This is a genomic window from Streptomyces sp. NPDC018029 (genome assembly GCF_044327655.1).
Lineage (GTDB): Bacteria > Actinomycetota > Actinomycetes > Streptomycetales > Streptomycetaceae > Streptomyces.
Map to the genome: position 1 here is coordinate 340,755 of NZ_JBIRFV010000003.1, position 26,835 is coordinate 367,589.

The 26,835-nt window shown below is 72.0% G+C and carries 27 protein-coding genes; 9 read left to right on the forward strand and 18 right to left on the reverse strand.

The window, feature by feature from the left end; genetic code table 11:
* Positions 1-23: 23 nt before the first annotated feature.
* Positions 24-1,310, reverse strand: coding sequence for an MFS transporter (locus tag ACH4D5_RS10180; RefSeq protein ID WP_398300519.1), 1,287 nt, complete (start codon positions 1,308-1,310; stop codon positions 24-26).
* A gap of 62 nt (positions 1,311-1,372) precedes the next feature.
* Between ACH4D5_RS10180 and ACH4D5_RS10185 the strand changes: the two genes are divergently transcribed.
* Positions 1,373-2,347: a LysR family transcriptional regulator gene (locus ACH4D5_RS10185; protein ID WP_398300521.1), complete on the forward strand. Its 975-nt coding sequence runs from the start codon at positions 1,373-1,375 to the stop codon at positions 2,345-2,347.
* On the opposite strand, the gene ACH4D5_RS10190 is transcribed toward ACH4D5_RS10185, so the two are convergent.
* On the reverse strand, positions 2,333-3,097 hold the full coding sequence (locus ACH4D5_RS10190; RefSeq protein WP_398300523.1) for an alpha/beta hydrolase: 765 nt from the start codon (positions 3,095-3,097) through the stop codon (positions 2,333-2,335). The genes ACH4D5_RS10185 and ACH4D5_RS10190 overlap by 15 nt on opposite strands.
* Positions 3,098-3,199: 102 nt before the next feature.
* Between ACH4D5_RS10190 and ACH4D5_RS10195 the strand changes: the two genes are divergently transcribed.
* Together ACH4D5_RS10195 and ACH4D5_RS10200 are read left to right on the forward strand one after the other, a co-directional pair.
* Complete coding sequence (locus ACH4D5_RS10195) at positions 3,200-4,369, forward strand: adenosine deaminase (RefSeq protein WP_398300525.1); 1,170 nt, start codon at positions 3,200-3,202, stop codon at positions 4,367-4,369.
* 174 nt (positions 4,370-4,543) lie between these two features.
* The gene (locus tag ACH4D5_RS10200; protein WP_398300527.1) at positions 4,544-4,873 is read left to right on the forward strand and encodes an ATP-binding protein; all 330 of its coding nucleotides are present in this window, start codon (positions 4,544-4,546) and stop codon (positions 4,871-4,873) included.
* Between the two features lie 61 nt (positions 4,874-4,934).
* Here the strand turns inward: ACH4D5_RS10200 and ACH4D5_RS10205 are convergent, their stop codons facing one another.
* The 5 genes from ACH4D5_RS10205 to afsQ1 all read right to left on the reverse strand — a co-directional run bounded on the left by ACH4D5_RS10205 (position 4,935) and on the right by afsQ1 (position 8,661).
* A complete protein-coding gene (locus tag ACH4D5_RS10205) occupies positions 4,935-5,135 on the reverse strand; it encodes a PspC domain-containing protein (RefSeq protein WP_268773123.1) in 201 nt (66 codons plus the stop codon).
* Positions 5,136-5,224: 89 nt separating this feature from the next.
* Positions 5,225-5,773 carry a VanZ family protein gene (locus ACH4D5_RS10210; RefSeq protein WP_398300529.1) on the reverse strand — a complete coding sequence of 183 codons (549 nt, stop codon included), beginning with the start codon at positions 5,771-5,773 and terminating at the stop codon, positions 5,225-5,227.
* A 52-nt stretch (positions 5,774-5,825) separates the two neighbouring features.
* Positions 5,826-6,425 (reverse strand): hypothetical protein, encoded by a 600-nt coding sequence (locus tag ACH4D5_RS10215; RefSeq protein ID WP_398300531.1) that lies wholly within the window; start codon positions 6,423-6,425, stop codon positions 5,826-5,828.
* Positions 6,422-7,987, reverse strand: a complete 1,566-nt coding sequence (locus ACH4D5_RS10220; protein ID WP_398300532.1) for an ATP-binding protein — start codon at positions 7,985-7,987, stop codon at positions 6,422-6,424. Before ACH4D5_RS10220 ends, ACH4D5_RS10215 begins: the two co-directional genes overlap by 4 nt.
* On the reverse strand, positions 7,984-8,661 hold the full coding sequence (gene afsQ1, locus ACH4D5_RS10225; protein WP_398300534.1) for a two-component system response regulator AfsQ1: 678 nt from the start codon (positions 8,659-8,661) through the stop codon (positions 7,984-7,986). The genes ACH4D5_RS10220 and afsQ1 overlap by 4 nt, the downstream gene beginning before the upstream one ends.
* 224 nt (positions 8,662-8,885) lie before the next feature.
* On the opposite strand from afsQ1, the gene ACH4D5_RS10230 reads away from it, so the two are divergent.
* Entirely contained in the window at positions 8,886-9,629 is a 744-nt protein-coding gene (locus ACH4D5_RS10230; RefSeq protein WP_398300536.1) for a SigE family RNA polymerase sigma factor, read from the forward strand.
* Positions 9,630-9,828: 199 nt separating this feature from the next.
* Here the strand turns inward: ACH4D5_RS10230 and ACH4D5_RS10235 are convergent, their stop codons facing one another.
* Positions 9,829-10,467: a uridine kinase gene (locus tag ACH4D5_RS10235; protein WP_398300538.1), complete on the reverse strand. Its 639-nt coding sequence runs from the start codon at positions 10,465-10,467 to the stop codon at positions 9,829-9,831.
* A 193-nt stretch (positions 10,468-10,660) separates the two neighbouring features.
* On the opposite strand from ACH4D5_RS10235, the gene ACH4D5_RS10240 reads away from it, so the two are divergent.
* Positions 10,661-11,047 carry a hypothetical protein gene (locus ACH4D5_RS10240; protein WP_398300540.1) on the forward strand — a complete coding sequence of 129 codons (387 nt, stop codon included), beginning with the start codon at positions 10,661-10,663 and terminating at the stop codon, positions 11,045-11,047.
* Here the strand turns inward: ACH4D5_RS10240 and ACH4D5_RS10245 are convergent.
* Positions 11,044-12,597 carry an MDR family MFS transporter gene (locus tag ACH4D5_RS10245; RefSeq protein ID WP_398300542.1) on the reverse strand — a complete coding sequence of 518 codons (1,554 nt, stop codon included), beginning with the start codon at positions 12,595-12,597 and terminating at the stop codon, positions 11,044-11,046. The genes ACH4D5_RS10240 and ACH4D5_RS10245 overlap by 4 nt on opposite strands.
* A 31-nt stretch (positions 12,598-12,628) precedes the next feature.
* Positions 12,629-13,249 (reverse strand): NADPH-dependent FMN reductase, encoded by a 621-nt coding sequence (locus ACH4D5_RS10250; protein WP_398300544.1) that lies wholly within the window; start codon positions 13,247-13,249, stop codon positions 12,629-12,631.
* Positions 13,250-13,361: 112 nt separating this feature from the next.
* Here ACH4D5_RS10250 and ACH4D5_RS10255 point away from each other — a divergent pair, with 112 nt between their 5' ends.
* The gene (locus ACH4D5_RS10255; protein ID WP_398300546.1) at positions 13,362-14,096 is read left to right on the forward strand and encodes a TetR/AcrR family transcriptional regulator; all 735 of its coding nucleotides are present in this window, start codon (positions 13,362-13,364) and stop codon (positions 14,094-14,096) included.
* Positions 14,097-14,199: 103 nt separating this feature from the next.
* On the opposite strand, the gene ACH4D5_RS10260 is transcribed toward ACH4D5_RS10255, so the two are convergent.
* Genes ACH4D5_RS10260 through deoC form a run of 3 tightly spaced genes read right to left on the reverse strand, consistent with a single transcriptional unit; the run spans position 14,200 to position 17,479 of the window.
* Complete coding sequence (locus ACH4D5_RS10260) at positions 14,200-15,105, reverse strand: aldehyde dehydrogenase family protein (protein WP_398300548.1); 906 nt, start codon at positions 15,103-15,105, stop codon at positions 14,200-14,202.
* The gene (locus tag ACH4D5_RS10265; RefSeq protein ID WP_398300549.1) at positions 15,098-16,537 is read right to left on the reverse strand and encodes an aldehyde dehydrogenase family protein; all 1,440 of its coding nucleotides are present in this window, start codon (positions 16,535-16,537) and stop codon (positions 15,098-15,100) included. The genes ACH4D5_RS10260 and ACH4D5_RS10265 overlap by 8 nt, the downstream gene beginning before the upstream one ends.
* A 3-nt stretch (positions 16,538-16,540) precedes the next feature.
* The gene (deoC, locus tag ACH4D5_RS10270; RefSeq protein ID WP_398301411.1) at positions 16,541-17,479 is read right to left on the reverse strand and encodes a deoxyribose-phosphate aldolase; all 939 of its coding nucleotides are present in this window, start codon (positions 17,477-17,479) and stop codon (positions 16,541-16,543) included.
* 88 nt (positions 17,480-17,567) lie between these two features.
* On the opposite strand from deoC, the gene ACH4D5_RS10275 reads away from it, so the two are divergent.
* The gene (locus tag ACH4D5_RS10275) at positions 17,568-18,203 is read left to right on the forward strand and encodes a PH domain-containing protein (protein WP_398300551.1); all 636 of its coding nucleotides are present in this window, start codon (positions 17,568-17,570) and stop codon (positions 18,201-18,203) included.
* A gap of 7 nt (positions 18,204-18,210) precedes the next feature.
* On the opposite strand, the gene ACH4D5_RS10280 is transcribed toward ACH4D5_RS10275, so the two are convergent.
* From ACH4D5_RS10280 to ACH4D5_RS10295, 4 genes are all read right to left on the reverse strand, one after another.
* Complete coding sequence (locus ACH4D5_RS10280; RefSeq protein WP_398300553.1) at positions 18,211-19,434, reverse strand: hypothetical protein; 1,224 nt, start codon at positions 19,432-19,434, stop codon at positions 18,211-18,213.
* 182 nt (positions 19,435-19,616) lie between these two features.
* The gene (locus ACH4D5_RS10285) at positions 19,617-21,269 is read right to left on the reverse strand and encodes a phospho-sugar mutase (protein WP_398300555.1); all 1,653 of its coding nucleotides are present in this window, start codon (positions 21,267-21,269) and stop codon (positions 19,617-19,619) included.
* Between the two features lie 752 nt (positions 21,270-22,021).
* A complete protein-coding gene (locus ACH4D5_RS10290) occupies positions 22,022-22,846 on the reverse strand; it encodes a purine-nucleoside phosphorylase (RefSeq protein WP_398300556.1) in 825 nt (274 codons plus the stop codon).
* A 113-nt stretch (positions 22,847-22,959) separates the two neighbouring features.
* On the reverse strand, positions 22,960-23,397 hold the full coding sequence (locus tag ACH4D5_RS10295; RefSeq protein WP_362998771.1) for a gamma-glutamylcyclotransferase: 438 nt from the start codon (positions 23,395-23,397) through the stop codon (positions 22,960-22,962).
* 121 nt (positions 23,398-23,518) lie between these two features.
* On the opposite strand from ACH4D5_RS10295, the gene ACH4D5_RS10300 reads away from it, so the two are divergent.
* Positions 23,519-24,967, forward strand: a complete 1,449-nt coding sequence (locus tag ACH4D5_RS10300; RefSeq protein WP_398300558.1) for an NAD(P)H-quinone dehydrogenase — start codon at positions 23,519-23,521, stop codon at positions 24,965-24,967.
* A 176-nt stretch (positions 24,968-25,143) separates the two neighbouring features.
* Positions 25,144-26,115, forward strand: a complete 972-nt coding sequence (locus tag ACH4D5_RS10305; protein WP_398300560.1) for a DeoR/GlpR family DNA-binding transcription regulator — start codon at positions 25,144-25,146, stop codon at positions 26,113-26,115.
* Between the two features lie 36 nt (positions 26,116-26,151).
* Here ACH4D5_RS10305 and ACH4D5_RS10310 read toward each other — a convergent pair whose 3' ends face one another.
* A complete protein-coding gene (locus tag ACH4D5_RS10310) occupies positions 26,152-26,715 on the reverse strand; it encodes a TetR/AcrR family transcriptional regulator (RefSeq protein WP_398301413.1) in 564 nt (187 codons plus the stop codon).
* Positions 26,716-26,835: the final 120 nt, after the last annotated feature.

Consider the following 26,835-nt stretch of genomic DNA (forward strand, 5'->3'; position numbering starts at 1 on the left):
AGTGGGAAAACCCGCAGGTGAAATCAGCAGGAGCGGGCCACGAGCCCGCGCCGCCGCTCCGTCCGCGCCGCGTGCGAGCCCCACACCGTCACCGACACGACGCCGAGCACCGCGAGGACGCCGAGCCCCACGGTCCCGGCCCAGCCGCCCGCGTGGAAGGCGACCGCACCGAGCGTGCCGCCCGCGCTGGAACCCAGGTAGTACGCGGACTGGTAGAGCGCCGACGCCTGCGCCCGCCCGGTCGTGGCCGTACGGCTCACAGAAGAGGACGCGACCGCGTGGCCCGCGAAGAAACCGGCGGTGATCAGCACAAGGCCGAGCAGGACGAGGACCAGTGAGGAGGAGAGGGAGAGCAGCAGCCCGCCGGCCGTCGTGCTCACCGCCAGATACAGGGCCCCGCGCCGCCCGAGCCGGGCCACCAGCTTCCCCGCGGCCGCCGACGAGACCGTACCGACGAGGTAGACCAGGAAGATCGAGCCGATGACGCCCTGCGGGAGCGAGAACGGCGCCTCGGTGAGCCGGTATCCGATCACCGTGTAGACCGCCCCGAAGACGGTCATGAACAGCGCCCCGATCGCGTACAGCCTGCACAGGAGCGGGTTCGACAGATGCGTACGCACCGTACGGGCAAGGGACTTGGGGCTGAGCGTGCCCGCGGTGAAGTGCCGCGGCGCGGGCAGCAGCACCCGGAAGGCGACCGCGCACAGCAGCGCCATGACACCGACCACGCCGACCGCCGCACGCCAGCCCCAGGCCTGCGCGACCCAGCCGGTGACGATCCGCCCGCTCATGCCGCCGATGGAGTTGCCCGCCACGAACATGCCGATCGCGGCGACCAGCGCCTTGGGCCGCACCTCCTCGGCGAGGAACGCCATCGCGGAGGCGGGGAGCCCGGCGAGTGCCGCGCCCTGCACGGCGCGCAGCGCGATCAGCACCTCGACCGAGGGCGAGAAGGGGACGAGGAGCCCCACGGCGACGGCGACGGTCAGCGAGGCCGTCATTACCGCGCGCCGCCCGTAGCGCTCGCTGAGCGCGCTCAGCGGAAGGACGAAGAGGGCCAGAGCGCCCGTGGCCGCCGACACCGTCCAGCTCGCCGTGCTCGCGCTCACGCCGAAGTCCGCGGAGACGAGCGGCAGGAGGGCCTGCGTGGAGTAGAGGAGGGCGAAGGTGGCGACGCCCGCGAGGAAGAGCGCGAAGCTCATCCGGCGGTAGCCGGGTCCGCCCGGGGTCAGACGGGAATCGGCGGCGGGGGACGACGAGGGGAGGGCGGCCGCGTGGGTGGCGGTCGCCCCGCTACTGGCAGGAGGCATGCCACGAACGTACGGCCGGTTTTTTGATGCGTCCAATGCATGGAATCGCCATAATCGTTCCCATGCAGCATCAGCAGAGGTCACAGCCGCGCGTGTCACAGAACAGTGACGTGGAGGACATCGTGGCGCTGCTCGCGCCTCGCCTCGCGTACTTCGCGGGGGCCGCCAGGACCGAGCACGTCACGCGCGCCGCCCAGCAGATGCGCATCCCCCAGTCGACGCTCTCCCGCGCCCTCGTCCGGCTCGAACGGGACCTCGGCGTCGACCTGTTCGCGCGCCGCGGCCGCACCGTCTCGCTCACTCCGGCGGGCCGCACCTTCCTCGCCTCGGTCGAGCGGGCGCTCGGCGAGGTCGAGCGGGCCGCCGAGTCCGTGCGCGCCGACGCCGACCCGGAGACCGGCAAGGTCGCCTTCGGCTTCCTGCACACCATGGGCTCCGAGACGGTGCCCGGACTGATCCGCGCCTTCCGCGCCGACCACCCGCGCGTGCGCTTCAGCCTGGTCCAGAACTACGGCGAGGCGATGATCGAGCGGCTGCGCGCAGGCGAGCTCGACCTCTGCCTCACCTCACCCGTGCCCGACGCCCCGGACCTGGTCGCCCGCCGCCTCGACGAACAGCGCCTGCGCCTGGTCGTGCCCGACGACCACCGCCTTGCCGCCCGCAAGCGCATCCGCCTCGCCGAGGCCGCCGAAGAGGCCTTCGTCACCCTGGAGCCGGGCTACGGCCTGCGCCGCATCACGGACGACCTCTGCCGGGACGCGGGCTTCAAGCCCCGCGTCGCCTTCGAGGGCGAGGAGGCGGAGACGCTGCGCGGCCTGGTCGCGGCGGGCCTCGGCGTGGCCCTGCTGCCGCCGCCCGCCGTGCCCCGGCCCGGGGTCGTGGAGCTGACGGTGACCGGGCAGCGGGCGGTGCGCGAGATCGGCGTGGCCTGGCTGGGCGGCCACCCGGACACCCCGCCGGTGGCGGCGTTCAAGGAGTTCCTGCTGAGCAGGAAGGGAAAGCTGCTGCAGCAACAGAGCCTCTCAGTGCCTGAGTGACTGCCCGAAACCGGAGGCCAACGGCATCCGCAGCCCGAGCGGCGGCGGAGCCGCCAGCGCGTCCTCCAGAGGACGGGCGAAACCCGACCCGAACAGCGCGCCCAGCACGAAGTCCGAGGCCAGCGCGAGGACTTCGGACTGGTGCTGCTGGAGCCGGTGCCCGTCGGAGTGCACCTCGAACCGGCACACGTCGCGGTTCGCCTTCTTCGCCCGCTCGGCGAACCGGAACGACAGCTCCGGGTCGGTCCGCTCGTCGTTCGTGCCGTGCACGATGAGGACCCGCCGCCCCGCGAGGTGCTTCACCGGTTCGGGTGGCGCGGCCACGTCGTCCTCGGGCAGCCAGGGCGCCATCGCGAGGACGGAGTTGACGGCCTCGTGCCCGCCCGCGCGGAGCGCCGCACGGCCGCCCATGTCCACTCCGGCGAGACAGACGGGGACGTCGCCGTAGAGACGTACTATCTCGTCCGCCGCCCAGGCCGTGTCGCGGGCCAGCTCCGCCTGCGCGCCGTTCCAGCCCCGGCAGCGGTAGTGCACGACGTGCGTGACGAGGCCGGCCTCGCGCCCGTCGTGGGCCAGTCTGCGGCCCAGCGCGCGCACGCCGGCGGCCGCCAGCGGCGACGGTCTGCGGGTGGAGGTCTCGGTGCCGCCGGGCAGCAGGAGCACCGCTCCGCCCACCGCCGAGGGCGCCGTCCCGATCGCGCGCCCGAGCCTGGCCGCGCCCGCCGGCCCCGCGGTCCCTTGCTGTGCCATGACAGAACAGTGTCAGAAGCCATGGTGTACGCCACCCGTCCGCAGGGTCACTGTTACGTATCGACCAGTGAGTTCTACGCGCGTAGGCGCTAGAGTGCCGAAATGACGAGCCAGACACACACGACCGGTCACACGGACCGTGAAACGCCCAGCGTCGAGCAGATCCGCCGTGCCCCCAAGGTGCTTCTCCACGACCACCTCGACGGCGGCCTGCGCCCCGGCACGATCGTCGACCTCGCCCGCGACTGCGGATACGAGAACCTCCCCGAGACCGACCCCGACAAGCTCGGTATCTGGTTCCGCGAGGCGGCCGACTCCGGCTCCCTGGAGCGGTACCTGGAGACCTTCGCCCACACCTGCGCGGTGATGCAGACGAAGGACGCCCTCAAGCGCGTCGCCGCCGAGTGCGCCGAGGACCTCGCCGAGGACGGCGTGGTCTACGCCGAGATCAGGTACGCCCCCGAGCAGCACCTGGAGCAGGGCCTCACCCTCGAAGAGGTCGTCGAGGCGGTCAACGAAGGCTTCCGCGAGGGCGAGCGCCGCGCCAAGGCCAACGGCCACCGCATCCGCGTCGGCGCGCTGCTCACCGCCATGCGGCACGCGGCCCGCGCCCTGGAGATCGCCGAACTCGCCAACCGCTACCGCGACTTCGGAGTGGTCGGCTTCGACATCGCGGGCGCCGAGGCGGGCTTCCCTCCCACCCGCCACCTCGACGCCTTCGAGTTCCTCAAGCGCGAGAACAACCACTTCACGATCCACGCGGGCGAGGCCTTCGGCCTGCCGTCGATCTGGCAGGCCCTGCAGTGGTGCGGCGCCGACCGGCTCGGCCACGGCGTGCGCATCATCGACGACATCGAGATCGCCGACGACGGCACGGTGAAGCTCGGCCGCCTCGCGTCGTACGTCAGGGACAAGCGGATCCCGCTGGAGCTCTGCCCGACGTCCAACCTCCAGACGGGCGCCGCGTCCTCCTACGCCGAGCACCCCATCGGGCTGCTGCGCAAGCTGCACTTCCGCGCGACGGTGAACACCGACAACCGCCTGATGTCGGGCACCAGCATGAGCCGCGAATTCGAGCACCTGGTCGGCACGTTCGGCTACACGCTCGACGACATGCAGTGGTTCACAGTCAATGCGATGAAATCAGCATTCATTCCTTTCGATGAACGACTGGCCATGATCAACGACGTGATCAAGCCCGGCTATGCCGAGCTGAAGTCCGAATGGCTGTTCCGTCAGACCGTCCCGACCAGCGCTTCTGCCGCCGGCTGACGCGATGCGTCCGCGTCCGCGCGGCGGGCGGGCGGCCGGGAGATCTCTCTCCCGGCCGCTTTTCCTTTGCCCCTGAACCGTGATCGGGGCTGCTTACGGTCGTTGAACCGCGCAACCCCCCTCCCCGATCCGCCGCTCGAATCCCTGAGCAGAAGACGCAAGGACGCATAGAAGATGAAGCAGCAGTCAGCCGCCAAGACCCTCGGTGTCGCCGCTCTGGGCGCCGCCTTCGCCGCCGCGGGCGCCGGCGCCGCGAACGCCGCTCCCGCCGTCGCCGACCCGGCCGCCGCCCTCGGCCCCGTCTCCTCCGTGGTCCCCGCCGCCGGCGCCACCGAGTCCCTGTCCGCCGGGCAGAACGCCCTCGGCAGCGGCCTGAACGCCACGAAGCCCGCGCTCGACAAGACCGCGGGCCCCAAGCCGGGCGGCCCGACCTCCCCGGTCTCGGGCCTCCTCGGCGGCCTGCCGCTCGGCGGCACCGGCCTCAACGGCCTGCCGCTCGGCTGACCCGCCTCCGCGTACGCCGATGGGGCGCCCCTCCGAAGAGGGGCGCCCCATCGTGCTGTCGTCACCAGGCCTGGCGGGCCTTGCTCTCCGAGGGCAGCAGGATCCACATCGCGATGTAGAGCAGGAACTGCGGGCCCGGCAGCAGGCACGAGACCACGAAGATCACGCGCATCGTCGTGGCGGAGGTGCCGAAGCGCTTGGCCAGGGCAGCGCACACTCCGCCGATCATCCGGCCGTGGGTGGGGCGGGCAAGGGCGGTCATGTCGGGCTCCTTCGCGAACGTCGGTACGAGGCTTCTCGTGTGCCCCGATACTTCGACAGTACGTTCGCGAAGCGGGTCAAAGCGTCGCTCTACGGTGCGATACCGACCCTGGGAATCGTCGGGGTCGACCCCTGAGACACGTCCTCCCGGGGGAGGGCCGCGCGGCTCCCGCCGTCCTCACCGCGACGGAGCCTGGCCCGGACCGCGGGCACGACCGCGAGGTGCGCCACCGCCACCCCGAGCGTGTTCAGGAGCAGCGAGTCGATGTCGACGACCTGACCGGGGACCCCGGTCTGCAGCAGCTCGATGCCGAGCGAGAGCAGTGCCCCGGCGGCGACCGTGCGGACCAGCGAACCCCACGGCGAGACCGCGACACGGCCGCCGGCCAGCGGCAGCAGCACCCCGAGCGGGGCGAGCAGCAGCACGCTCTCACCGATCCGGCGGGCGGCCTGGAGACCGCCGAGCGCCAGATCCGCCTTGATCCCGGCGAGTGGCCGCAGATTCGCGGCGCTCACCCAGGGGACGTCCAGCGGACGCAGCGTGATCCACCCGACGAGCAGAAGATGTGCGACGAGGAGGAATCCCCCCGCCGCACGGAAGCGGATGGCGGCACCGTGGCCGCCCGAGCCTTGACGCACACCCCCCAGGACGTCAGAGGCGGCAGGATCGGTTCCGCGTACCCGCCGACGGCTACTGGACGGTTTTCACGGGCGGCGCCACCGTGCCCGGCCGGGACCGGACCTCGGCGGTGCACTCGTAGCTCCGCAGGGGGCTGTCCCCGGGGCCGCCCATGACCACCGCGTGATCGCCCGACGCCGCGTTGCCCGCGAGCGTGCACACGATCTGGGCCAGCGCGAACGCGGACAGGTCCTCCGGCCGGGAGCTCAGGCGCAGCGCCTCCTCAGGGTCGCCCGCACGCGGCCCGGAGACGGTGGTGCCGCCCCGCACGTCGGTGGCGAAGCCCGCCTGCTTCTCCGGCTCCGAGGGCGGCGCCGCCAGCTCGTCGAGGAGCGCCTGGGCGATACGGACCCGGTCGGTGGTCGCCTTGTCCGTGCGCAGCCGCAGCTCGCGGTCGACGTTCACCAGCTGGGCCGCGCACACCAGGTAGACCTCCACCGGCACGCCGCTGCCCGACCGCGAGGCGATGCCGGAGCCCGACATGACGCACGGCACCCGCGACGGCGCGGCGCCGTAGTCGGTCGGCACCTCGGTCGACCTGATCCCGCACCCGGCGAGCACGGCGGTCAGCCCCGCCGCGGCGGCGAAGGACCGCATCCGGCGCCCGTTCATGCCTGGCCCCCTTCGGCGCGCTCGTCGTCCTCGGCGGCTGCTTCGTCGTCGGCTTCGTCGTGCTGCGGCAGCCACAGCGTGAAGACCGCGCCGCCCTCCGGAGAGTTGGCCGCGGTGATCTCGCCGCCGTGGATGTGCGCGTTCTCCAGGGCGATGGAGAGGCCGAGGCCGCTGCCTTCGGACCGCGGCCGGGACGCGCTCGCCTTGTAGAACCGGTCGAAGACGTGCGGCAGCACGTCCTCCGGGATGCCGGGGCCGTGGTCGCGTACGGAGATGACCAGCTTGGTGTCCGCCAGCCGCACCGACACCTCGACCGGGGAGCCGCCGTGCTTGAGGGCGTTGCCGATGAGGTTCGCCAGGATCACGTCGAGGCGGCGCGGGTCGAGCCGGACGGTGATGCCGCGCTCGGCGTCCAGCTCGACCGCGTCGAGCCAGGCGCGCGCGTCGATGCACGCGGTGATCTGGTCGGCGATGTCGACGTCGTCCAGGACGAGGCGCGCGGTGCCCGCGTCGAAGCGGGTGACCTCCATGAGGTTCTCCACGAGGTCGTTCAGGCGGCGGGTCTCGCTCACCACGAGCCGGACGGCCGGCTCGATCATCGGGTCCACGGAACCGGTCTCCGCGTCGAGCTCCTCCTCCAGGACCTCCGTCACCGCGGTGATCGCGGTCAGCGGGGTGCGCAGCTCGTGCGACATGTCGGCGACGAAGCGCCGGGACGCCTCCTCGCGGGCGCTCATGTCGGCGACCTTCTTCTCCAGGTTCTCCGCGGTCTTGTTGAACGTGCGGGAAAGGTCGGCGAGTTCGTCCGTACCGGACACCCGGAGGCGGGTGTCCAGCTTGCCCTCGCCGAGCCGCCGCGCGGCCACGCCGAGCCGGTGCACGGGTTTCAGGACGGTCGTCGCCGCGGCCTGCGCGAGCAGCGCGGAGCCGATCAGCGCGAGCCCCGTGGCGATGGCGAGGGACCAGCCGAGCGAACTGAGGTCCTTCGCCTCCGGCTCCAGCGATTTGAGCATGTAACCGGTCGGGCCGCCGCCGATCACCGTGGCGCCGCCCACCAGGTACGGGGTGCCGTGGTTGACGGTCCGCTGCCAGTACAGGTGGTAGGGGCTCTTGTTGCCGGAGGTGAGCGGCTGCTTCTCGGTCACGGCCTCCTGCAGCGACCGCGGCACCTTGGCGAGCGTGAACGCGTCCAGGTCGCTGTAGCCGACGATCTGGCCGCCGCCCTTCTTCTCGCCGACCAGGAGCACGCTGTAACGCTGGCCGCTGTTCGCCATCTGCTCGGCGGTCGCCTGCAGTTCGTCCTGCGAGGCGTCGGCGGGCAGCGCGCCCGCGCGGTTCTGCATCTGCTGCCGGAAGTCCTTGAGCGCCGCGTCCTGCGCGCGCGTCAGCACGGCCTCGCGGTTGAGCCAGTACGCGATGCCGGACGCGGAGACGGCGGCGGTGAGCGCCACCAGACCGAACACCACGACGAGCCTGAGCCGCAGGCTCGTGAAGCGCAGCCCCGCCAGTATGGCCTTGCGTGCCGCGGCCCAGCCGCGGAGCTTGTCCTGCGGTTTGGTCACTGAGGGGAGTCCAGCCGGTAACCGACGCCGCGCACCGTACGGATCAGGGTCGGCGACGACGGTACGTCCTCGACCTTGGCGCGCAGCCGCTGCACGCACGCGTCGACGAGCCGCGAGTCGCCGAGGTAGTCGTGCTCCCACACCAGACGCAGCAGCTGCTGCCGCGACAGGGCCTGGCCGGGCCTGCGGCTCAGCTCCAGGAGCAGCCGCAGCTCGGTCGGCGTGAGCTGCAGGTCCTCGCCGTTCTTCGTCACGGTCATCGCGGCCCGGTCGATGACGAGCGAACCGAACGTCGCCGCGTCGTTGGCCTCCCGCTCGCCGCGCCGCAGCACCGCGCGGATCCGCGCGTCCAAGACCCGCCCCTGCACGGGCTTGACCACATAGTCGTCGGCGCCGGACTCCAGGCCCACGACCACGTCGATGTCGTCGTTGCGCGCGGTCAGCAGGATGATCGGCAGCTGGTCGGTGCGCCGGATGCGACGGCACACCTCGAAGCCGTCGATGCCCGGCAGCATCACATCCAGCACGATCAGGTCCGGCCGCTGCTCACCGAGCAGTTTCAGGCCGTCCTCGCCGGTGGCAGCAGTGGCCACCCGGTGCCCCTGGCGCGTCAGCGAAAGCTCCAGGGCCGTCCGGATGGCGTCGTCGTCCTCGATCAGCAACAGGGAAGGCACGGACGTCATTCTGTCCCATGTCACGGCCCCAGTACGACTGCTGGAGCTTCCCCGGGCCCTCATTGAGCGGCAGAAGCCCGCACCCACACGTGACCTTCACAGGTGGAAGGCGTCCCCGGCCCCTGTGACAGGCCTGTGACAGTCGGCGGACACCGTCATGAAGTGGGTCCGGCAGAGTTCTGGTCACACGCAAGAAGCGGGACTCCACCGACGGGGGGCGCAAGATGAACACGCTGCACAGCACCAGCTCAAGCGCAGTTGTCACGCGTCTTCACGACGTCGGGCGGGGGTCTGAGAAGTCCGGTGCCGTGAGCGGGCGGGGGTGCGCTCGCGGCACCGGGCGTCAGCACGCCGCGTACATGACGGTGGTCGACACCTGTCAGGGCGGGCACGGGGCTCACGGGGGAGCCGCGTACGGGGAGGGCTCGGGGGAGCGGAAGTCCCTGTCGGAGGCGGAGTTCACCGCCTACGTCCAGGAGCGCCGCGCCTCCCTGTACGCGACCGCCTACCACCTGACCGGCGACCGCTTCGAGGCCGAGGACCTGCTGCAGAGCGCCCTCTTCTCGACGTACCGGGCGTGGGACAGGATCAGCGACAAGGCCGCGGTCGGGGGCTACCTCCGCCGCACCATGACCAATCTGCACATCAGCGCGTGGCGCCGCCGCAAGCTGAACGAGTACCCGACCGAGGAGCTGCCGGAGACGGTGGGCGACACGGACGCGATGCGCGGCACGGAGCTGCGCGCGGTTCTCTGGCAGGCCCTGGCCCGCCTCCCCGAACTGCAGCGGACGATGCTCGTGCTCCGCTACTACGAGGGTCGTACGGACCCCGAGATCGCGGACATCCTCGACATCAGCGTGGGCACGGTGAAGTCCAGCATCTGGCGGTCGCTCCGCCGGCTGCGCGAGGACGAGGTCCTCAGCTTCGGCCGTGACCAGGAGGAGTCCTTCGGCGAGTTGGTCGCCTGAGGATCGGGGCCCGCGGCGTCAGCCGCGCACGGGCTCCACGGGGGGAGTACGGGGGCCGTCGCTCTGGGGGGACGCGGCGGAAGCACGGGGGATCAAGTGGAGGACCGGAAGGCCGGGGGGTCTTTCCGGTCCTTCTGCTTTTCCGGCCCTGCTGCTTTCCGGTCCTCCTGCGCTGTTTTCCGGGAGCTGCCCCCGCCGGTTACGAGGCCCCGGCCCGTGCCTGCACGCAGCGGCCCGCCGCGGCGGCCGCGACCCGGCCCAGCGCCTCGTCCTTACCGCAGGGGTGCGCCCCCAGCGCGGCCTGCCGGGTCACGATGGCGCGCTCGGCCCGCATCAGCCGCCACCCGCGCCGCAGCAGGAACGGCACGGACTTGCGGCCCTCCCGCAGGTCCCGCAGCAGCCGCCGCCGGAAGGTGGTCGAGGGACGGCCCCGCAGACAGATGGCGTCGGCCAGCACGTCGAGCTCCCGGCACCGCTCCACGATGTCCGCCGCGAAGATGCCCTCCGCGATGAAGAGCGGCGTGCGCCCGATGTCCAGGATCTCCCGGCCGACGCGCGAGCTGGTCGCGATGTCGTACACCGGAACCTTCGTGTGCCCCGTCCGGCACAGCTCCTCGATGGCGGCGACCGCCACGTCCGCGTCCCAGGAGGCCGGGGAGTCCCAGTCGATGTCCGCGCTGCCAGGGACCTGCGGCAGCGTCGGATCGCCGGCTTCCTTGTAGAAGTCGTCGAGGCACAGGACGGGCAGCCCGGAGCGGGCGGCGAACGACGACTTCCCCGAGCCGGAAGGGCCCGTGAGCAGCACGACGCGGGTCGGTATCGGGGGATGGGAGCCCAATTCTGTGAACCTTTGCACCTGGGGTGGACCGCATCTCCCGACACGGCTCGTCAGCGTGGTCGGGAGTCATTATCAACCGGAACGGGAAGTTGCGGAGCCCACGCGGCGAGTCGGCCTTTGGTACGCACGCCACCACTCAACTACGCTACGTGCTCGCCTGATTACTCGACACCTACGGATGTGGGCGCTACCCATGGCACGACACTCAGTGAACAAGTCCCCCCGGGCCCGCTCGCGCGCACTGCTGCGCGTCGGCCTCACCGTCACCGCCGCGGGAGCCGCCCTCGGTGTCGGCGGCACGGGGGTCGCCGGTGCCGCGCCGCTCGAGGACATCGACGCGGGCAGCCCGGTGAAGGGCCTCGTGACGGCGCTCGAGCACTCGACGAAGGGCGGGCTCGCCCCGGTCAGGGACCTCCAGCTCGACCCGCTGGCCAACACCAGCGTCGACCCGCTCAGCAACACGCTCGGCACGCAGGTCGCCGACTTCAAGCCGGTCAGCACCGCGATCGCCACCGGTCCGCTGGCCAGCGGCGCGTCCCTCGGCGAGCTTCCTGTGGTGGGCCCGCTGCTGCCCCGCTAGGAGCCGGTCGGCCGCGAGCGCAGCGGCACCTCGCGGATCAGCCAGGCGGCCGCGAAGGTGGCCGCACAGAGCGCGGCCGTGCCGATCATGACGCCGTGCAGGCCGCTGGTGACCCCGGCCCGGAAGGCGTCGCGCGCCGGCTCGGGGAGGGTGCCGAGCACCGCGGGGGTCAGCTCGTGGCCGCCCGCGAGACGCTCCCCGTCCGGGCCGAGCCGGTCCGTGAGGGTGTCGGTCAGGCGGCCGGTGAAGATCGAGCCGAGGACCGCGACGCCGAGCGAGCCGCCGATGGTGCGCAGCAGTGTGTTCGTGCCGCTGGCCGCCCCCATGTCGCGGAGCTCCGCGCTGTTCATGGTGATCAGCAGCGACGGCTGCATCAGACAGCCGAGGCCCGCACCGAGGACGAACGTCAGCGCGGACGCCACCGCCGTGGCCGTGTCCACGCCGACCGCAAGGAGGGCCAGGGCACCCGCCGTGGCGACGGCGCCGCCCGCGATCGGATACGCCCGGTACCCGCCGCCGTCACCCACGGCCCGGCCGATGTACAGCTGCGCGCCCATCATGCCCAGCATGAGCGGCAGCAGCAGGAGGCCGCTCTCCGTCGACGACATGCCGCGCACGAACTGCATGTACTGCGGCAGGTAGCTGGCCGCGCCCAGCATCGCCGCGCCCGCGAGGAAGGTGAGTATCTGCGCGAGCGTGAAGTTGCGGTCGCGGAACAGGCGGGGCGGGACGATCGGTTCGGGGGCGCGCCGCTCCACCCGTACGAAGGCGGTGAGCGCGGCCGCCGCGAGCAGCGCGAGACCGGCGATCTGCGGGGAGAGCCAGTCGTACGTCGAACCGGCCCACGTCCCGAGCAGCGTCAGCGCCAGGATGCCGGCCGTCAGGAAGGCGGTGCCCGCGTAGTCGATCCGGGCTGTGCGGCGCTCGCCGCGCAGCTTGACGAGGACACCGACGAGCAGCAGCGCGGCGATGCCGACGGGCACGTTGACGTAGAAGACCCAGCGCCAGTCCAGCTGGTCGGTGAGGAAGCCGCCGAGGAGCGGGCCGCCGATCATCGCGACCGGCAGCAGCACGCCGATCATCGACTGCGCGCGGCCGGCCTGCGCGGGCGGGAGCAGCGTCCCGATGAGGGAGAGCGCGCCCACGAAGAGGCCGCCCGCGCCGAGCCCCTGGAGGGCGCGGAACGCGATCAACTGCTCCATGTTCTGGGCGAGTCCGCAGAGCACGGAGCCGACGAGGAAGACCACGATCGAGGTCAGATAGCTGCCCTTGCGGCCGTACAGGTCGCCGGCCTTGCCCCAGATCGGGGTGGAGACGGCGGTGGTGAGGAGATAGGCCGTCACCACCCAGGAGAAGTGGCCGAGGCCGCCGAGGTCCCCGACGATCGTCGGGAGCGCGGTTCCGACGATCGTGCCGTCGAGCGTCGCAAGGATGATGCCGAGCAGGAGTCCGAGGACGGCGAGGCGGGACGGGAGTTCGGGGGCGTCCGGCTGGTGTGTCGGGGCGGGCGTCGGGGTGGGTTCTGCGTGCTGGTTCGTGGGCTGGTTCATCGGTCCCCCGGATTCTGGGCGTGGCGTGGCGTCAGGCGGCGTACGGGCGGGCGGTCCTGGCGTCGCGGAGTGCCAGGGCCCACCAGGCGAGCTGGTCGAGCATGACCTTGACGGCGGCGTCGCTCGCGGGCTCCGTCATGCGCTGCTGGTCGTCGAACAGGCCCCACGCGTTGTGCAGGCTGACCGTGTTGCGGATGGTCGTCGCGTTCAGCTCGGCCATCACGACCCGGAGGTGCTCGACCGCGCGCAGGCCGCCGGAGATGGCGCCGTAGGAGACGAAGCCGATCGGCTTGGCGTGCCACTCCTTGTTGTGCCAGTCGATGGCGTTCTTCAGGGACGCGGGATAGCTGTGGTTGTACTCCGGCGTGATGAAGACGAAGGCGTCGGCCGCCGCCAGGCACGGGGAGACCAGCGCGAGGGCTTCCTCGGTGCCGGGCGCGGGCGGCTGGCCGAAGGCCGGCAGGACCGTGGGGAGCGGGGTCTCGGCCAGGTCGACGACGTCGACGGTCATGTCGGCGCGCTGGTCGATGTGGCCCTTGATCCACTGGGTGACGACGGGGGCGAAGCGGCCTTCGCGGGTGCTGCCGACGAGGACGGCGACGCGGAGCGGGGCTGCGGCCGGGGTCGGTGCGACAGAGGGGTTCACGGTCATGGGGGTGTCCCTGGGGTGTGCGCGTTGCGGATGGGCGAATGTGTACGGCGTATCCTGCGCGTACAACGTACACATCGATGTGTACGGCGTCTACTGGGGATACGGTGTACGCATGGCCACACAGAAGAAGAGCGAACCCGACGTCTCGCTCTGGGAGCGCATGGAGCGCCCGGCAGCCACGCAGCGTGCCGCGCTGACGCCACAGAAGATCGCGGAAGTCGCCGTGAAGGTCGCCGACGCCGAGGGCTTCGCCGCCGTCACCATGCGCCGCCTCGCCACCGAGCTGGGCGTCGCGCCCATGGCCGCCTACCGCCACGTCTCCGGCAAGGACGACCTGTGGGCGCTCATGGTCGACCGGGTGACTGCCGAGATCGTCGTGCCCGCGGAGGTGACCGGCTGGCGCGAGGTGCTGCGCGCGTACGCCGTCGCGAGCCGGCTCCTGATGCTGGACCACCCCTGGCTCGCCCAGCTCCCCACGCCGCACTTCGCCCTGACGCCCAACCGGATGGCGATGGCGGAGCGGCAGCTCGCCGCGCTGGAGCGGCACGGCCTCGACGCCGACACGATCATGGCGGCCTTCCGCACCGTCGGCGCCTATGTGCACGGCGTCAGCCAGTCGGAGGTGGCGCTGCGCCAGTACATGGAGGAGAACGGCTGGACCAGCGGCGATGACGCGCGCCAAGGGCTCGCGCCGCAGATGACGTACCTGATGGAGACCGGCCGCTACCCCGCCTACCGGCGCTACGCGCTGGCGGCCGGCCGCAAGGACGACGCGGCCTGGCAGTTCGAGACGGGCCTCGACTGCGTCCTGGACGGCATCGCGGTCCGGCTCGGCCTCGCCCCCTGAACCGGCCTCGCACCCTGGACGTGTCGAAGCCCAGGTCTCCTGGACATGACGAAGCCCCGGCCTCCTGGACGGAGGAGGCCGGGGCTTCGCTGTGCGGCAGTGGCTAGTAGGCCGAGCCGGACGCGCCCAGCGAACCCGTGGGGTGCCAGACCGTCTTGGTCTCGAGGAAGGCCGTCAGGCGGCGCGTGCCCGGGTCGGCGGTCCAGTCCGTGTCCACAGGCTGTGGACGCAGGACGCGCTTGAGGTTGTCCGCGGCCGCGATCTCCAGCTCCCGGGCGAGCTCCGTGCCCGCGCCGGTCAGGTCGATCGCGTTGACGTCCTGGTGGGCGGCGAGCGGGGCCGCGATCTCGGCGGTCTTGCCGGTGAGGATGTTGACCACACCGCCCGGGACGTCCGAGGTCGCAAGGACCTCGCCCAGCGAGAGGGCGGGGAGCGGCGACTTCTCGGCGGCGACGACCACGGCGGTGTTGCCCGTGGCGATCACCGGGGCGATCACCGAGACCAGGCCGAGGAGCGACGACTCCTGGGGCGCGAGGACCGCGACCACACCGGTCGGCTCCGGCGTCGACAGGTTGAAGAACGGGCCGGCGACCGGGTTGGCGCCGCCGACGACCTGGGCGATCTTGTCGGTCCAGCCCGCGTACCAGACCCAGCGGTCGATCGCCGCGTCGACCTGGGCGGCGGCCTTCGACTTGGAGACGCCCTCGGCGTCGGCGACCTCGCGCGCGAACTGGTCGCGGCGGCCCTCCAGCATCTCGGCGACGCGGTAGAGCACCTGCCCGCGGTTGTACGCGGTCGCGCCGGCCCAGCCGCCCTGCGCCTTGCGGGCGGCCACCACGGCGTCACGGGCGTCCTTGCGGGACGACAGCGGCGCGTTGGCCAGCCACGTGTTCTTCGTGTCGGTCACCTCGTACACCCGGCCGCTCTCGCTGCGGGGGAACTTGCCCCCCACGTACAGCTTGTAGGTCTTGAAGACGCCAAGTCGCCGCTGCTCGGACTTGTCAGACATCGAGGTACGCCTCCAGACCGTGGCGGCCGCCCTCGCGGCCGAAGCCCGACTCCTTGTAGCCGCCGAAGGGCGAGGTCGGGTCGAACTTGTTGAACGTGTTGGCCCAGACGACGCCCGCCCGGAGCTTGTTCGCGACCGCGAGGATGCGGGAGCCCTTCTCCGTCCAGATGCCGGCGGAGAGCCCGTACTGCGTGTTGTTGGCCTTGGCGACGGCCTCGTCCGGCGTGCGGAAGCTGAGCACGGACAGGACCGGGCCGAAGATCTCGTCGCGGGCGATGGTGTGCGCCTGCGTCACGTTCGTGAAGAGGGTCGGCGCGAACCAGTAGCCGGACGTGGGGAGCTCGCACGCCGGCGACCAGCGCTCGGCGCCCTCCGCCTCACCGGTCTCGGCGAGCGCGGTGATGCGGGCCAGCTGCTCGGCGGAGTTGATCGCGCCGATGTCGGTGTTCTTGTCGAGCGGGTCGCCGAGGCGCAGCGTCGACAGGCGGCGCTTGAGCGAGTCGAGCAGCTCCTCCTGGATCGACTCCTGTACGAGGAGGCGCGAACCGGCGCAGCAGACCTGGCCCTGGTTGAAGAAGATGCCGGTGACGATGCCCTCGACGGCCTGGTCGATGGGGGCGTCGTCGAAGACGATGTTCGCGCCCTTGCCGCCCAGTTCGAGCGTGACCTTCTTGTCGGTGCCCGCGACCTGGCGGGCGATCGCCTTGCCGACGGCGGTGGAGCCGGTGAAGGCCACCTTGTTGACGTCGGGGTGGGCGGTCAGGGCCGCGCCCGCGTCGCCGTACCCGGGGAGGATGTTGACGACGCCCTTGGGCAGGCCCGCCTGGCGGCAGATGTCCGCGAAGAAGAGCGCGGACAGCGGGGTCGTCTCGGCGGGCTTCAGGACGACCGTGTTGCCGGTGGCGAGCGCCGGGGCGATCTTCCAGGCCAGCATCAGGAGCGGGAAGTTCCACGGGATGACCTGGCCCGCGACGCCGAGCGGCCGGGGGTTCGCGCCGTACCCCGCGTGGTCGAGCTTGTCGGCCCAGCCCGCGTAGTAGAAGAAGTGCGCGGCGACCAGGGGGAGGTCCGCGTCGCGGGTCTCCTTGATCGGCTTTCCGTTGTCCAGCGTCTCCAGGACGGCCAGCTCGCGGCTGCGCTCCTGGATGATCCGGGCGATGCGGAAGAGGTACTTGGCGCGCTCGGCGCCCGGCAGCGCCGACCACTTCTCGAAGGCCCTGCGGGCGGCCTGCACCGCGCGGTCGACGTCTTCGGAGGAGGCCTGCGCGACTTCGGAGAGGACCTCTTCGGTGGACGGCGAGACGGTCTTGAAGACCTTGCCGTCGGCGGCCTCGGTGAACTCGCCGTCGATGAACAGGCCGTACGACGGGGCGATGTCGACGAGGGAGCGGGACTCCGGCGCCGGTGCGTACTCGAAAGGAGTGGAGGTCATGGGTCAGTCCACCGTCACGTAGTCAGGGCCGGAGTAGCGGCCGGTGGCCAGCTTCTGGCGCTGCATCAGCAGGTCGTTGAGGAGCGACGAGGCGCCGAAGCGGAACCAGTGGTTGTCCAGCCAGTCCGGGCCCGCCGTCTCGTTCACCAGGACGAGGAACTTCACCGCGTCCTTGGTCGAGCGGATGCCGCCCGCGGGCTTCACGCCGATCTGCACCCCGGTCTGCGCGCGGAAGTCGCGGACGGCCTCCAGCATCAGCAGGGTGTTCGAAGGGGTGGCGTTGACGCCGACCTTGCCGGTCGAGGTCTTGATGAAGTCGGCGCCCGCGATCATGCCGATCCAGCTGGCGCGCTTGATGTTGTCGTACGTCGAGAGCTCACCGGTCTCGAAGATGACCTTCAGGCGGGCGGTGCCGCAGGCCTCCTTCACGGCGCGGATCTGCTCGAACACCGTCATGTAGTCGCCGGAGAGGAAGGCCCCCCGGTCGATGACCATGTCGATCTCGTCGGCGCCGGCCGCGACCGCCTCGCGCACGTCGCCGAGCTTCACCTCGATGGCCGCGCGGCCCGCGGGGAAGGCGGTCGCGACGGACGCGACCTTCACGCCGCTGCCCGCGACGGCCTCCTTGGCGGTGGCGACCATGTCCGGATAGACGCAGACGGCCGCGGTGCGCGGCGTGCCACGGTCCGTGGGGTCCGGGTTCACGGCCTTCGCGCCGAGCGCCCGGACCTTGCCCGGGGTGTCGGCGCCCTCCAGCGTCGTCAGGTCGATCATGGAGATGGCCAGGTCGATGGCGTACGCCTTCGCCGTGGTCTTGATCGAACGGGTACCGAGCGAGGCGGCACGCGCCTCCAGGCCGACCGCGTCGACGCCGGGCAGTCCGTGCAGGAAGCGGCGGAGCGTGCTCTCGGACGCGGTCACGTCAGCGAATGCAGTGGGCATGGTCACGAGGGGAGCATATCTACGCGCGTAGCTGCTGTACAGGGGTGGGGGCCGGACCCCGCTACGGGGCTTCAGGCAGAATCAGGGTATGAGCGACCCTCAAGACCCCGTGGCGGAGCCCGCCTACAAGGACCGCACCTTCCGGTCCCCGGCCGGTATCGCCGGTGGTGTCCTGCTGCTCGCCCTGGGTGCCTGGCTCGGCATCGACGCCGTGATCCGCGGCGAGGGCCGCACCCCCTGGCTCGCGCTCGCCGGGCTGCTCTTCGCCGTGCCGCTCGTCGTCGCCTTCACCGTGCGGCCCGCCGTGTACGCCAACGACGACCGGCTCCGCGTCCGGAACCCCTTCAGGACCATCACGCTGCCCTGGGCATCCGTCGCGACGCTCCGCTCCGGTTACTCGAACGAGGTCCTCACCACCACCGGAGCCAAGTTCCAGCTCTGGGCGATCCCCGTCTCGCTGCGCGGCCGCAAGAAGGCGGCGCGCCGGCAGTCGCAGGCCGCCGCGTCCGGCGACCCCACGGGCGGCCGCCCCTTCCTCGACCCCCACGCACCGTCCACCCGCGCCTCGGGCGACCAGTCCATGGACGAGCTCCGCGAACTCGCCGAGCAGCGCGCCGCCGCGGAGTCCGCACAGGGCGAACCCGCGGTGCGCTGGGCGTACGAGATCGTCGCGCCGTGCGTGGCGGGGGCCGTGCTGCTCGCGGTGGTGCTGGCAGTGGCCTGAGGGCCGTCTACGGAGGGCCGTGCCAGCCCAGGAGCATGTGGCCGCCGAACACGGCTGACATGAGCGCCGCCGAGGCCAGCAGCGTCACGAGCACGTGCGTCCTCGCGCGCGCCAGCGCCACGGCGACCGGCAGCAGCAGCGGGAAGCCGGGCAGCAGGAAGCGGGCCCGCGGGAAGTAGACGCCGCTGCTGCCGAGCACGATCAGGAGCAGCAGGCCGCTGAAGAGCAGCAGGGGCAGCGGCTGCCGGTCGCCCGCCGACAGGACGAAGAGGACGACCGAGCCCAGCAGGACCGCCGTCACCATCGCCACGAACAGCGCGGGGCGCTCGGCCACGAACAGGTCCCGCATCCGCCGCAGCGTCCCGACACCGCCGTCCCACTCGTTGCGCCACAGCTTCTGTACGGCGAAGTAGCCGTCCCAGCGGCCCAGGCGCAGGCCCACCCAGCCGACGTACGAGAGCCAGCCGAGGGGGGCGACGACGGCGGCCAGGAGCGGCCGTACGGAGGCTTGTGCGGAGAAGGCCTTGCGGAGGGCGAGCAGTGCCGTCACGGATACCGCCGCGGCCACCGCCACCCCCGTGGGGCGGGTGAGCCCCGCCAGAGCGGCCAGGGAGCCCGCCCACAGCCAGCGGCCGCTGAGCACCGCGTACAGCGACCAGGCGCAGACCGCGGTGAACAGGGACTCCGTGTAGCCCATCCACTGCACGAGAGCGACCGGCAGGCTGCCCCAGAGCACCGCGAGGACGATCCCGGCCCGGCGGCCGTACAGCCGGTCGCCCACCGCGAAGATGCCCCACGCCGCGAGCAGCGAGGCGGCCACTGAGACCGACAGGCCCGCCGCGCCGCGCGGCAGCCAGGGCAGCAGGGCGTCGCCCGCCCTGATGAGCAGCGGGTACAGCGGGAAGAAGGCGAGGTTGTTCCCGTCGACGCGGGTGCCGAGCTCGTGGGCGTAGCCGTCGCTCGCGATCCGCAGGTACCAGTCGCAGTCCCAGGACTCCATGAGCAGATGCCGCACCCCGCGGCCGTCGCGGTGCGCCCACAGGGTGAACACGAGCAGGCCGAGGCCGCGTACGGCCGTGTACGCGGCGAGGGCGGGCGCGGCGTGGCGCAGGGCGCGGGCCGCGCCCGCCAACGGCCCCTGGTGGGGCACGCGCGGCTCGCCCTGCGGGCTCCTGGACGCGGGGACGCGGGACGGGACGGCGGTCGAGGGCTCGGAGAATCCGTACGGCACTGCGGCGGCTCCCGGAACGTGAAAGTGCGCTACCGGTCCTCCCTTCCTGGGGGACCGGCAGCGCACCGGGTCACTGCGGCAGGTGCGTCAGCGGAACCACTCGGACGGGTGGTCCGGCCCTCTCGTGGAGTCCGGCCGGGCCCGCGGGTCGCGTCAGAACAGGTCGCGTCAGACGGCCGGCGTCAGATGCCCGCCGCCGCCGCGAGGTCGCGCTTGATCGCGGCGAGGGTGTCCGTCGCACGGGTGCGGGCCGCGGGGAGGTCCGTCCTGGACTCCACCGGAACCACGACCTCCAGGTAGCACTTCAGCTTCGGCTCGGTGCCGCTCGGGCGGACGATGACGCGGGCGCCGTCGAGGGTGTAGCGCAGGCCGTCCGTGGGCGGCAGCGACTCCGTACCCTGCGTCAGGTCCTCCGCCTTCGTCACGGGCAGGCCCGCGAGCTCCGTCGGCGGCTGCTCGCGCAGGCGGCGCATCGCGTCCGCGATCACGGACAGGTCCTCCACGCGGACCGACAGCTGGTCGGTGGCGTGCAGGCCGTGCTCCAGGGCCAGGTCGTCGAGGAGGTCGAGGAACGTGCGGCCCTGCTCCTTCAGCTCGGAGGCCAGCTCGGTCAGGAGCAGCGCCGCCGTGATGCCGTCCTTGTCGCGTACGCCCTCGGGGTCGACGCAGTAGCCGAGCGCCTCCTCGTAGCCGTAGCGCAGGCCGTCGACCCGGGCGATCCACTTGAAGCCGGTCAGGGTCTCCTCGTACGCGAGGCCCGCCTTCTCGGCGATCCGGCCGAGGAGCGAGGAGGAGACGATCGACTCGGCGAACGTGCCCTGCGCTCCGCGCTCGACCAGGTGCGCGGCGAGGAGGGCGCCCACCTCGTCGCCGCGGAGCATCCGCCACTCGGCGCCGTCCTTGACGGCGGCGGCACAGCGGTCCGCGTCCGGGTCGTTGGCGATGATCAGGTCGGGGGCGGGGTTCGTGCGGGCCGCCGTCGCGAAGGCCAGGTCCATCGCGCCCGGCTCCTCCGGGTTCGGGAACGCGACCGTGGGGAAGTCCGGGTCCGGCTCGGCCTGCTCGGCGACGAGCGTGGGGGCGGGGAAGCCGGCGCGGGCGAAGGCGGCGAGGAGGGTGTCCTTGCCGACGCCGTGCATCGCCGTGTAGACGGCGCGGGCGGTGCGGGGGGAGTCCGGGGCGAGGACGGCGTCCGTGCGGGCCAGGTAGGCGTCGAGGACGTCGTCGCCGAGGGTCTCCCAGCCGGCCTCCGGGCGGGGGACGTCGTGGAGGCTCGCGATCGCGTCGATCTGCGCCGCGATCTCCGCGTCGGCGGGCGGCACGATCTGGGAGCCGTCGCCGAGGTAGACCTTGTAGCCGTTGTCGCGCGGCGGGTTGTGGCTGGCCGTCACCTCTACGCCCGCCACCGCGCCCAGGTGCCTTATGGCGAAGGCGAGGACGGGGGTGGGGAGGGGGCGGGGGAGGACGGCGGCGCGGAGGCCCGCGCCGGTCATCACGGCGGCGGTGTCGCGGGCGAAGTCGGCGGACTTGTGGCGGGCGTCGTAGCCGATGACGACGAGGCCGGCGGTGTCGCCGGTTTCGCTCTGGGCCTTCAGGTACGCGGCGAGGCCTGCGGCGGCGCGGATCACGACGGAGCGGTTCATCCGCATGGGGCCCGCGCCGAGTTCGCCGCGGAGGCCGGCGGTGCCGAACTGGAGGGTGCCGGCGAAGCGTGCGGTCAGCTCGTCGACGTCCTGGGCGTCGATGAGCTTGCCGAGCTCCTCGCGGGTCTCGGGGTCCGGGTCCTCGGCCAGCCAGGCCTGGGCCCGCGCGATGAGTTCAGAGGTGTCCTGCACGATTTCTTCAGCCTCTCGTGTACGCGTTGTCTGGCGGCGCCTTGGGCGGGCCGTCTCGCCTTTGCTTCGTCTGTGGGACGGGCGGGTCTGGCGGGGGCGCCTTTTGTCTGCTCGTGGGGCGGGGCCGCGGGGGTATGTGCGTACTCGCCATCCCTGCGCCGCGCCTCAAGTCCAAAGACGCCAGAGTGTGCTCGGTGCTCCGTTCGCACATACCCCCACGTCCCCTCGGGCGCGCTCGCGGCTGCGGCCCGGTGGGGGCCCGGCCCTGTGCGGCTCGTCGTCGGTGTCCATCGCCTGTGGGCGGCCGTGGGGCGGCCCGGGCGACTCGCACGCCCGCCACACCGCCGCCTCCTCTGGTCCCACAGAAGGACTGGCATTAAACGCAAGCGGTTTGTGGGGGTGGCTGGGCTTCGTGGGGCCTCCCGGGTTCTCTCCGCTGGGCGCCCTGGGGCTCCCTGCCCCTGCCGGGCGTCCCGGGGTCGGCCCTTCGGTCGGCCCCTTCCCCCGCCGGGTGTCCGGGGCCGCCCCCTTCCCCCGCTGGGCGGGAGCCCCCTCCCGCCCACCCCTACCCCCCATGAACGTCCCGGGAGCCCCCCGCCCACCCGCCCCTACCCCCGCTGGACGTCGCGGGGCAAACGGGTGGGTGGGTGGGAGGTATCCGCCGCGAAGCGGCGGGCCAGTCCGGGGCACGCACGGGGACGGCACGGGGGAGGTCGACCAGGGAACCGCCCCGGTCAAGGCGCCCCCGCCCGTCAGATGCGGTTGAGGACCTTGCCCAGGAGCTCGCCCATCCGGGTGGCGCTGTCGCGGCCCGCCTGGAGGACCTCCTCGTGGTTGAGGGGCTCACCCGTCATGCCCGCGGCGAGGTTCGTGACCAGGGAGATGCCGAGAACCTCCGCACCCGCCTCGCGCGCGGCGATGGCCTCGAGAACCGTGGACATGCCGACCAGGTCCGCACCGATCGTGCGGGCCATGCGGATCTCCGCAGGGGTCTCGTAGTGCGGGCCGGGGAACTGGGCGTAGACGCCCTCTTCGAGGGAGGGGTCGATCTCCTTGCACAGGGCGCGCAGCCGCGGCGAGTACAGGTCCGTGAGGTCGACGAAGTTCGCGCCGATGATCGGGGACGTCGCCGTCAGGTTGAGGTGGTCGCTGATCAGCACCGGCTGGCCGGGGCGCATGCCCTCGCGGAGGCCGCCGCAGCCGTTGGTCAGCACGATGGTCTTGCAGCCGGCGGCCACGGCGGTGCGGACGCCGTGCGAGACGGCGGCCACGCCGCGGCCCTCGTAATAGTGGGTGCGGCCCAGGAAGACCAGGGCGCGCTTGTCGCCGATCTGGAAGGAGCGGATGCGGCCGCCGTGTCCCTCGACCGCCGGCGGCGGGAAGCCGGGCAGCTCGGTGACGGCGAAGTCGGCCTCGGGCTCGCCCAGCGCGTCGACGGCCGGCGCCCAGCCGGAGCCCATCACGAGCGCGACGTCGTGGGTCTCGGCGCCCGTCAGCTCGCGCAGGCGCGCGGCGGCGGCGTCGGCGGAGGCGTAGGGGTCGCCCTGGATGTCGTCCGGAATAACTGAAGCGTTCACGCGGACGAGAGTAGCCGTTTATGGCCTACGCGCGTAGATGACGATGCTCACGGGATTCCGATCGTTGTCTTGTCGTTTCCGACGAGAGTGACGAACGGAGATGAGCGGTGACCTCAGCAGGGGCGCTTGCGGAGTTCCATCACATAGTCGTGGGGGGCTCCGGCCGATTCGGCGGCGTCCGCGAGCTCGCCCAGGTAGCGCGCCGAGGGAAGCCCGCCCTCGTATCCGTTGAGGACGTACACCCAGGCCGGTTCCTCGCCCTCCAGCGTGTGGACGCGGACCCGCATGCGCCGGTAGATGTCGAGCCCGACGCCTTCCCAGCGGTCCATGGAGTCCTCGTCCATGGGGGCGATGTCGTAGAGCGTGACGAAGACCTGGGAGCGGGGGGCCTCGACGAGGGTGGCGAGCGCGCCTTCCCAGCCCATGTGCTCCCCGCCGAAGGTGAGCCGCCAGCCGTTCAGCCAGCCGGTCGCGCGCAGCGGTGAGTGCGGGGCGCGGCGTGACATGAGCCGCGGATCCAGATTGCCGGCGTACGCGGCGTAGAGCGACATGACGTCGAGGGTACGGCAGCAATCAAGTACGCCCCTCCTGAAGTGGAAGGACCGCCCGGACGGGGGGTCCTCGCACGGACGGAGGGCCCCGGCGCGTGACCACCTTGAAGCGTGCGGGACAATGGAGTACGTGACTCGGATCGTGATCATTGGTGGCGGACCCGGCGGATATGAGGCGGCTCTCGTGGCCGCCCAGCTCGGCGCGGAGGTGACCGTCGTCGATTGCGACGGTCTGGGCGGGGCGTCGGTACTCACCGACTGCGTGCCGTCCAAGACTCTGATCGCCACGGCCGAGGTGATGACCACCTTCGACTCCTCGTACGAGGAGCTCGGGATCATCGTCGCGGACGACACCCCCCACATCGACAGCCCCGCGCGCGTGGTGGGCGTCGACCTGGGCAAGGTCAACCGCCGTGTGAAGCGGCTCGCGCTCGCGCAGTCCCACGACATCACCGCGTCCGTCACGCGTGCGGGCGCGCGCGTGCTGCGCGGTCGCGGGCGGCTCGAAGGGCAGCAGGACACCGACGGGTCGCGGAAGGTCGTGGTGCGGGCCGCGGACGGGAGCGAGGAGACCCTCGTCGCCGACGCCGTGCTGATCGCGACCGGCGGTCACCCGCGCGAGGTCCCCGACGCGCAGCCCGACGGCGAGCGGATCCTGAACTGGACGCAGGTGTACGACCTCGACGAGCTGCCCGAGGAGCTCATCGTGGTCGGCTCGGGCGTGACGGGTGCCGAGTTCGCCGGCGCCTATCAGGCCCTCGGGTCGAACGTCACCCTCGTGTCGAGCCGGGACCGGGTGCTTCCGGGGGAGGACCCCGATGCCGCCGCCGTCCTGGAGGACGTCTTCCGGCGGCGCGGGATGAACGTGATGTCCCGTTCGCGTGCCGCTTCCGCCAAGCGGGTCGGGGACCGGGTCGAGGTCACGCTCGCCGACGGGCGCGTCATCTCCGGCACGCACTGCCTGATGGCCGTCGGTGCCATTCCGAACAGCAGCGGCATGGGTCTGGAGGAGGCCGGGGTCAAGCTGAAGGACTCCGGGCACATCTGGACCGACAAGGTGTCGCGCACGTCCGCGCCGGGCGTGTACGCGGCCGGTGACGTGACCGGGATCTTCGCGCTGGCCTCCGTCGCCGCCATGCAGGGGCGCATCGCGATGTACCACTTCCTGGGCGACGCGGTGCAGCCGCTGAATCTGAAGGCCGTGTCGGCGAACGTCTTCACCGACCCCGAGATCGCGACCGTCGGCTACAGCCAGGCCGACGTCGACGCGGGCAAGATCGACGCCCGCGTCGTCAAACTGCCGCTGCTGCGGAATCCGCGCGCGAAGATGCAGGGCATCCGCGACGGATTCGTCAAGATCTTCTGCCGGCCGGGAACGGGCATCGTCGTCGGCGGTGTGGTCGTCGCACCGCGCGCTTCGGAACTGATCCATCCCATCTCGATCGCGGTCGACAACAATCTGACGGTCGAGCAGATCGCGAATGCGTTCACCGTGTACCCGTCGCTTTCGGGGTCGATCGCCGAGGTGGCGCGTCAGCTCCACACCCGGAAGACGGCGGGCGAGGGCTGATCCGCGCGGCGGACCGAATCAACTCTCCGCAGGTCACGCACTGTTGCCGCGCATTCGCGCGGCATAGGCACTCAGAGTAAGCACCTATACCACTTCCCACCCTGCGGTGCGCACAACTTCTGTAATTCGGCGCAAACTGCTGAAAGCAGACGGTCGTTGGGGTTACTGTCAGTTTCGTGTTCGCTGCAGAACGTCGCCAATTGATCCTCGAAATGGTGCGGGCCAACGGGGCGGTATCGCTCCGTGAGCTCGCCCGCGTCGTCCAGACCTCCGAAGTGACCGTACGGCGGGACGTGCGCGCGCTGGAGGCAGAAGGACTCCTCGATCGCCGACATGGCGGTGCGGTATTGCCGGGCGGATTCACGCGGGAGTCCGGCTTTCCGCAGAAATCACATCTCGCGACCGCCGAGAAGACGGCCATCGCCGATCTCGCGGCGGGTCTCGTCGCAGAAGGCGAAGCCATCGTCGTCGGGGCGGGTACGACCACGCAGGAGCTGGCCCGCCGGCTCGCGCGGGTGCCCGGCCTGACCGTCGTCACCAATTCCCTTCTGGTGGCGCAGGCGTTGGCCCACGCCAACCGGGTGGAGGTCGTCATGACCGGCGGCACCCTGCGCGGTTCGAACTACGCCCTCGTGGGCAGCGGCGCCGAGCAGTCCCTCCAGGGGCTGCGGGTGTCCCGCGCGTTCCTCTCGGGCAGTGGTCTGACCGCCGAGCGCGGCCTCTCCACGTCCAACATGCTCTCCGCGAGCGTGGACCGCGCGCTGGTCCAGGCGGCGGCCGAGGTCGTGGTCCTCGCCGACCACACCAAGCTCGGCACCGACACGATGTTCCAGACGGTGCCGACGGACGTCATCACCCGCCTGGTCACGGACGAGCCGCCGGGGCACGACGACCGTGCCGCCACGGAGCTGCAGGCGCTGGCCGACCAGGGCGTGCAGATCACGGTGGCCGGCGGTGCCGTCGGCCCTGACGCCGGGCCCGGCGTCGACTCCGTCCCCGCGGGGCGCCAGCCGCGCCGGGACGTGCCCCTGCCGGGTCAGCGGCGTACCCACGGGGCGGGCCCCGGCCAGCCGCTGCGCAGCGCGATCCTCGGGGAGCAGCCGCCCGGGGAGCGGGCGGCGCGCGTCGCGGACCTGCGCCGCCGCTGACGCCGGGCGGGGCCGGGAGCGGACGGGAGCGCGGTGTTACGCCGCGGTCTGCCCGTCGGCCTTCAGGCCCCGCAGGGTCAGCGTGAGCAGGCGGTCGGCCAGCTCCGGATCGTCCGGGGTCTCCTCGGCCGCCAGCGAGATCGCGTTGGTCAGCTGGAGCAGGTCGGAGATGGAGACGTCGGGGCGCACCGCCCCCGCCTCCTGCGCGCGGACGAGCAGCGCCGCGCCCGCCTCGCGCATCGGCTTGCTGCACCGCGCGAGCGCCGAAGTGTCGTCGTGCGACGCCGACATGAGGGCGCTCGACAGGCCGCGGTACTCACCCGCATGAGTGATGATGGCGCGCAGCCACGCCACGAGTGCCGAACACGGCTGCGGGTCGTCGAGCAGCGCGCGCGAGCGGGCGAGCAGGTCGCTCACCGCGTCCTCCCAGACCGCGCTCACCAGCGCGTGCCGGTTGGGGAAGTGCCGGTAGAGCGTGCCGATGCCGACGCCCGCGCGGCGGGCCACGTCCTCCAGGGAGGCGCCCGTGCCGTGCTCGGCGAAGGCGGCGCGGCCCTCGGCGAGCAGTCTGTCGTAGTTGCGGCGGGCGTCGGCCCGCATGGTGCGCGCCGACTGTGCCGCCTGCCGCGGCGTTCTCGCCTGCTGGCTCATGCCGGTCGTCATCCCCGCACCCTTCGTGAACGTACGCGTCCCTCAAGGATGCCACTGCCCGCGGTGCGC

What these genes read in the sequence shown, in the direction of transcription:
- ACH4D5_RS10205 (WP_268773123.1), bottom strand. Translation starts at nt 5,135, where the DNA reads ATGACCGCCCTTGCCCGCCCCACCCACGGCCGGATGATCGGCGGAGTG.
- ACH4D5_RS10230 (WP_398300536.1), top strand. Translation starts at nt 8,886, where the DNA reads ATGAACACGCTGCACAGCACCAGCTCAAGCGCAGTTGTCACGCGTCTT.
- ACH4D5_RS10255 (WP_398300546.1), top strand. Translation starts at nt 13,362, where the DNA reads ATGGCCACACAGAAGAAGAGCGAACCCGACGTCTCGCTCTGGGAGCGC.
- deoC (WP_398301411.1), bottom strand. Translation starts at nt 17,479, where the DNA reads ATGCCCACTGCATTCGCTGACGTGACCGCGTCCGAGAGCACGCTCCGC.
- ACH4D5_RS10295 (WP_362998771.1), bottom strand. Translation starts at nt 23,397, where the DNA reads ATGTCGCTCTACGCCGCGTACGCCGGCAATCTGGATCCGCGGCTCATG.
- ACH4D5_RS10250 (WP_398300544.1), bottom strand. Translation starts at nt 13,249, where the DNA reads ATGACCGTGAACCCCTCTGTCGCACCGACCCCGGCCGCAGCCCCGCTC.
- ACH4D5_RS10195 (WP_398300525.1), top strand. Translation starts at nt 3,200, where the DNA reads ATGACGAGCCAGACACACACGACCGGTCACACGGACCGTGAAACGCCC.
- ACH4D5_RS10185 (WP_398300521.1), top strand. Translation starts at nt 1,373, where the DNA reads ATGCAGCATCAGCAGAGGTCACAGCCGCGCGTGTCACAGAACAGTGAC.
- ACH4D5_RS10265 (WP_398300549.1), bottom strand. Translation starts at nt 16,537, where the DNA reads ATGACCTCCACTCCTTTCGAGTACGCACCGGCGCCGGAGTCCCGCTCC.
- ACH4D5_RS10200 (WP_398300527.1), top strand. Translation starts at nt 4,544, where the DNA reads ATGAAGCAGCAGTCAGCCGCCAAGACCCTCGGTGTCGCCGCTCTGGGC.
- ACH4D5_RS10240 (WP_398300540.1), top strand. Translation starts at nt 10,661, where the DNA reads ATGGCACGACACTCAGTGAACAAGTCCCCCCGGGCCCGCTCGCGCGCA.
- ACH4D5_RS10300 (WP_398300558.1), top strand. Translation starts at nt 23,519, where the DNA reads ATGGAGTACGTGACTCGGATCGTGATCATTGGTGGCGGACCCGGCGGA.
- ACH4D5_RS10245 (WP_398300542.1), bottom strand. Translation starts at nt 12,597, where the DNA reads ATGAACCAGCCCACGAACCAGCACGCAGAACCCACCCCGACGCCCGCC.
- ACH4D5_RS10180 (WP_398300519.1), bottom strand. Translation starts at nt 1,310, where the DNA reads ATGCCTCCTGCCAGTAGCGGGGCGACCGCCACCCACGCGGCCGCCCTC.
- ACH4D5_RS10310 (WP_398301413.1), bottom strand. Translation starts at nt 26,715, where the DNA reads ATGCGGGCCGACGCCCGCCGCAACTACGACAGACTGCTCGCCGAGGGC.
- ACH4D5_RS10215 (WP_398300531.1), bottom strand. Translation starts at nt 6,425, where the DNA reads ATGAACGGGCGCCGGATGCGGTCCTTCGCCGCCGCGGCGGGGCTGACC.
- ACH4D5_RS10190 (WP_398300523.1), bottom strand. Translation starts at nt 3,097, where the DNA reads ATGGCACAGCAAGGGACCGCGGGGCCGGCGGGCGCGGCCAGGCTCGGG.
- ACH4D5_RS10260 (WP_398300548.1), bottom strand. Translation starts at nt 15,105, where the DNA reads ATGTCTGACAAGTCCGAGCAGCGGCGACTTGGCGTCTTCAAGACCTAC.
- ACH4D5_RS10275 (WP_398300551.1), top strand. Translation starts at nt 17,568, where the DNA reads ATGAGCGACCCTCAAGACCCCGTGGCGGAGCCCGCCTACAAGGACCGC.